The sequence below is a fragment of the Halorubrum sp. CBA1125 genome (assembly GCF_009742825.1).
Classification (GTDB): domain Archaea; phylum Halobacteriota; class Halobacteria; order Halobacteriales; family Haloferacaceae; genus Halorubrum.
Genome location: NZ_WPCE01000215.1, coordinates 1 through 4,493 on the forward strand (window position 1 = coordinate 1; position 4,493 = coordinate 4,493).

The following is a 4,493-nucleotide window of genomic DNA, read 5'->3' on the forward strand; positions in this document are numbered from 1 at the left end:
CCCGAGGGCGAGGAGTTCATCCTCCACCCGGGCGACTTCGTGCTGGGGACGACGACCGAGCGCGTCACGATCCCGGACGACCTCGTCGCGCACGTCGAGGGACGCTCCTCGCTCGGACGGCTCGCGATCGTGGTTCACGCGACGGCCGGGCTGTGCGATCCGGGGTACGAGGGCCAGATCACGCTCGAACTGTCGAACCTCGGCACCGCGCCGGTGGCCCTCTCGCCCGGGATGCGCGTCTCCCAGCTCACGTTCACGGAGCTGAAGTCGCCGGCGGACCGCCCGTACGGCGCCGATCGGGGGTCGAAGTACCAGGGTCAGGACGGGCCGCAGGCCTCGCGGATCGGCGACGATCCGGAGTTCACGGAGGGCGCCGACCGATGAAGTTCATCGAGGAGGTCGTGGTCGACGAGTTCCTCCCGACCGTCCGCTCGATGTTGGCCGAGGACCTCCGCGAGCGGGGGTTCACCCAGCGGGAGGTCGCCGACGCGCTCGGCATCTCGCAGTCGGCGGTCTCGAAGTACGCCCACGGCGACGTGGCCCGCAACGACCGCGTCGTCGCCGACGAGCGCGTCCGCGACCTGGTCGACCGCGTCGGCGAGGGGCTCGCGGCGGGCGAGATGACGCCCGTCGCCGCGCTGGTCGAGATCGAGGTGCTGATCCGCCGGCTGGAGGAGGGGGACCTCCTCGCGGAGCTCCACGAGGAGGCGATGCCGGCGCTCGCGGCCGCCGACGTGGAGTTCTCGGTCCACGACCCCGACAGCGGGCTGCGCGAGCGCGAGAGCGTGCTCGCGTCGGTCCGCCGCGGGCTCCGGACGCTGACGAACGCCTCGGGGTTCGCCGCGCTCATCCCGAACGTCGGGGCCAACGTCGTCGAGTGCCTCGCGGACGCGCGGACGATAGACGACGTGGCCGCGGTGCCCGGGCGCCTCGTGGACGTGAAGGGACGGGCGATGGTGCCGGGCGAGCCGGAGTTCGGCGTGAGCGAGCACGTCGCGACGGTCCTGCTCGCCGCGCGCGAGGGGGGCGCGCTCGTCCGCGGCGCGGTCAACGTCAGATACGACCCCGAGACGGTCGCGGCCCTCGGCGAGTCGCATCCGACCGTCGCGTTCGACCCGGAGCGACCGACCCGGGAGGCGGTCGCCGAGGCGGTCGCCGAGGCGGACCGCGACGGCGACGCGCCCGGTCCAGACGCGCTCGTGCTCTACCAGACGGGCGCCGTCGGGATCGAACCGATCGTCTACGTGCTCGCGCCGACCGCGGCGGACGCGGCGGAGATCGTTCGCGGACTCCTGTGATCGGCGGACGACAGTGACCGAACGGCGGGGCGGCCGGCACGGGGGACGGACCGCCGCGGGGGCCCATCGCCGCGGCGAATCGGCGGGCTTTAGGCCCGATCGACCGAGACACGACACACGCACACCACATGAGCCACGACGACTTCCCCACGGACGACCCGGCGGTGGTGACCTGTGGACTGCCGTACGCCAACGGCGACCTCCACATCGGGCACCTGCGAACCTACGTCGGCGGCGACGTGTTCGCGCGCGCGCTCGAACGGCTCGGCCAGGAGACGGCCTTCGTCTCCGGCTCCGACATGCACGGCACCCCCGTCGCGGTCAACGCCGAGCAGGAGGGGGTCTCCCCCGAGGCGTTCGCGCTGGAGTGGCACGAGCGGTACGCCGAGACGTTCCCGGAGTTCAACGTCGAGTTCGACAACTACGGCCACACCCACGACGAGACGAACACCGAACTCACCCAGCAGCTCGTCCGCGACCTCGACGCCGGCGGCCACCTCTACGAGAAGGAGATCATGGTCGCGTACGACCCGGTCGACGACCAGTTCCTCCCGGACCGCTACGTCGAGGGAACCTGTCCGTACTGCGGGGCACACGCCCGCGGCGACGAGTGCGACGAGGGGTGTCAGCGCCACCTCGAACCGGGCGAGGTCGAAGACCCCGTCTCGACCATCTCGGGGAACCCCGCGGAGTACCGCGAGCGGACCCACAAGTTCTTCGAGGTCTCCGCGTTCGCCGACTACCTCTCCGGCTTCCTCGACCGACTGGAGGGCACCTCGAACGCCCGCAACCAGCCCCGCGAGTGGATCGAACAGGGGCTCCAGGACTGGTGTATCACCCGCGACATGGACTGGGGGATCGACTATCCGGGCGGCGGGGCGACGGCGTCGCCGCGGGAAGGCGGTGAAACCGCCGAACAGGACCTCGTCCTCTACGTCTGGGTCGACGCCCCGATCGAGTACATCTCCTCGACGAAGCAGTACACGGAGCGCGTCGGGGCCGAGACGTTCGACTGGGAGGCGGCCTGGAAGGAGGGCGCGAGCGACGAGCACCCCGAGGGCGGCGAGATCGTCCACGTGATCGGCCGGGACATCATCCAGCACCACACCATCTTCTGGCCCGCGATGTTGGAGGCGACGGCCCACGCCGAGCCGCGCGCCGTGATGGCGAGCGGGTTCGTCACGCTCGACGGCAAGGGATTCTCGACCAGCCGCGACCGCGCCGTCTGGGCCGACGAGTACTTAGAGGAGGGGTTCCATCCCGACCCGCTGCGCTACTACCTCGCGACCAACGGCGGGTTCCAACAGGACGTCGACTTCTCGTGGGAGAAGTTCGCCGAGCGCGTCAACACCGAGCTGGTGGGCACCGTCGGCAACTTCCTGTACCGCTCGCTGCTCTTCGCGCACCGCAACTACGAGGCCGGCCCCCAGGCCGACGCCCCGAGCGACGCGGTCGCGGAGCGGATCGAGGAGGCGATCGACGACGTCGCGGCCGCGGTCAACGACTACTCGGTCCGGGCGCTCGGCGACGCCGTCACCGGCCTCGCCCGGTTCGGCAACGAGTACATCCAGCGCAACGAGCCGTGGAACCTCGTCGACGAGGACCCCGCCGAGGCCGAGCAGGTGATCTACGACTGCGTCGCGCTCGCGAAGGCGATCGCCGTCCTCTTCGAGCCGCTGGCGCCCGAGAAGACCGAGCGGCTCTGGACCCAGCTCGGCGAGCCCGGCTCCGTCCACGACGCGACCGTCGAGGCGGCCCGCGAGGCCCCGGCGGCGACCTGCGCGAGCCGACCGAGCTGTTCGAGCAGATCGAAGACGAGCGCGTCGAGGCGTTGAACGAGAAGCTGGCGGCCCGCGTCGCCGAGGCGGAAGACGGCGGCGAAGACGACGAGGGCGACGAGAGCACGGACGGCGACGCCGGTGGCGACGTGAGCGCGGACAGCGACGCCGAGGACGACGACACGGGGGACGACGAAGCCGGAACCACCGCCCCGACCGACGTCGAACCCCTCAGCGACGACCGCGTCAGCTTCGACGAGTTCCAGGAGCTGGACATCCGGATCGGCCGGATCGAGGAGGCTGAGGGTATCGAAGGCGCCGACGACCTCCTGCGGCTCCGCGTCGACCTCGGCGCGGAGATCCGGACCATCGTCGCGGGCCTCAAACAGCTGCACGACGTCGACGACCTCCCCGGGACGAAGGTGGTCGTCCTCGCCAACATGGAGCGGGCGGAGCTGTTCGGCGTCGAGTCGAACGGGATGGTGCTCGCCGCCGGCGAGGAGGCGGACCTCCTGACGACCTACGGAGACGCCGGGCCGGGCACGAAGGTGCGGTGAGGAACCGTCGATAGCGACTAGCACTCCGGTTTCAGGCGTCGATCGCCTCCTTCAGGCGTCGAGCACCTCGATCAGGTTCCCCTCCGGGTCCCTGAGGAACAGGATCGTCGTCCCGCTCTCGGTGGTCCGCGGCGGCGAGAGCGTCTCCACGTCGTCCGCGAGGTCGGCGTAGAACGCCTCGACGTCGTCCACGGAATGGCCGACGTGAGCCGCGCCCGGTCGGTTCAGATCCGGGTCGGAAATCGGGTCGTCCGTCGGGTCGTACGCGACCAGTTCGACGATCGCCCCTCCGGCGTCGAGGTGCGCGAACGACGCGGAAGCGCCGTCGACGGCGACGGCCTCCGCGAACGCCTCGTCGCCGACGGTGAACTCGTCGACGACGTCGAAGCCGAACGTCTCCGTGTAGAAGTCGACGGCGCGGTCGAGGTCCGTGACGGTAACGCCCACGTGGTGTGCGGTTGGGTCGGACACGTCCGATACATCAGGGACCGACGAGAAAACGCTGTCGAGCGCTCCGCGGCGTGTGTGGCAACGCTGTGGCAACGCCGTTGAGCGGTCGCGCCCGGATCAACATATTCACTACAGGGCGTCACCAACCGAGGCGCATGAGCACGGACGACGTCTCTCGGCGCGCGTTCATTCGGACGGCCGGCGGCGCGACGGCGGCCGCGGGAGCAACCGCGGTGACCTCGGGGACGGCGGCGGCACAGGAGGCAGAGCCGGCCTGGCCGAGCGGAGCGGAAGGCAACGTCGGCTCCTACCAGGACGCCCGCGGCCAGGACTCGGTGACCGTCTCGGTCGGCGCCGGCGACCAGGGGCTCGCGTTCGACCCGACGCTGCTGTGGGTGGACACGGGCACG

General features: G+C 70.9%; 3 protein-coding genes and 2 pseudogenes. 4 read left to right on the plus strand and 1 reads right to left on the minus strand.

Annotated elements, in window-relative coordinates; all coding sequences use genetic code 11:
- The 3 genes and pseudogenes from dcd to metG form a co-directional block, all read left to right on the plus strand.
- A partial coding sequence (dcd, locus tag GJ633_RS14315) for a dCTP deaminase (protein ID WP_156589356.1) occupies positions 1-384 on the plus strand: 384 nt, incomplete at its 5' end.
- Positions 381-1,298 carry a thiamine-phosphate synthase family protein gene (locus GJ633_RS14320; RefSeq protein WP_156589357.1) on the plus strand — a complete coding sequence of 306 codons (918 nt, stop codon included), beginning with the start codon at positions 381-383 and terminating at the stop codon, positions 1,296-1,298. The genes dcd and GJ633_RS14320, both read left to right, overlap by 4 nt.
- 128 nt (positions 1,299-1,426) lie before the next feature.
- A pseudogene (metG, locus tag GJ633_RS14325) lies at positions 1,427-3,633 on the plus strand (methionine--tRNA ligase).
- A gap of 51 nt (positions 3,634-3,684) precedes the next feature.
- Here the strand turns inward: metG and GJ633_RS14330 are convergent.
- Positions 3,685-4,104, minus strand: a complete 420-nt coding sequence (locus GJ633_RS14330) for a VOC family protein (protein ID WP_321169100.1) — start codon at positions 4,102-4,104, stop codon at positions 3,685-3,687.
- 134 nt (positions 4,105-4,238) lie between these two features.
- On the opposite strand from GJ633_RS14330, the pseudogene GJ633_RS14335 reads away from it, so the two are divergent.
- Positions 4,239-4,493, plus strand: a pseudogene (locus GJ633_RS14335) (halocyanin); the annotation flags it as partial.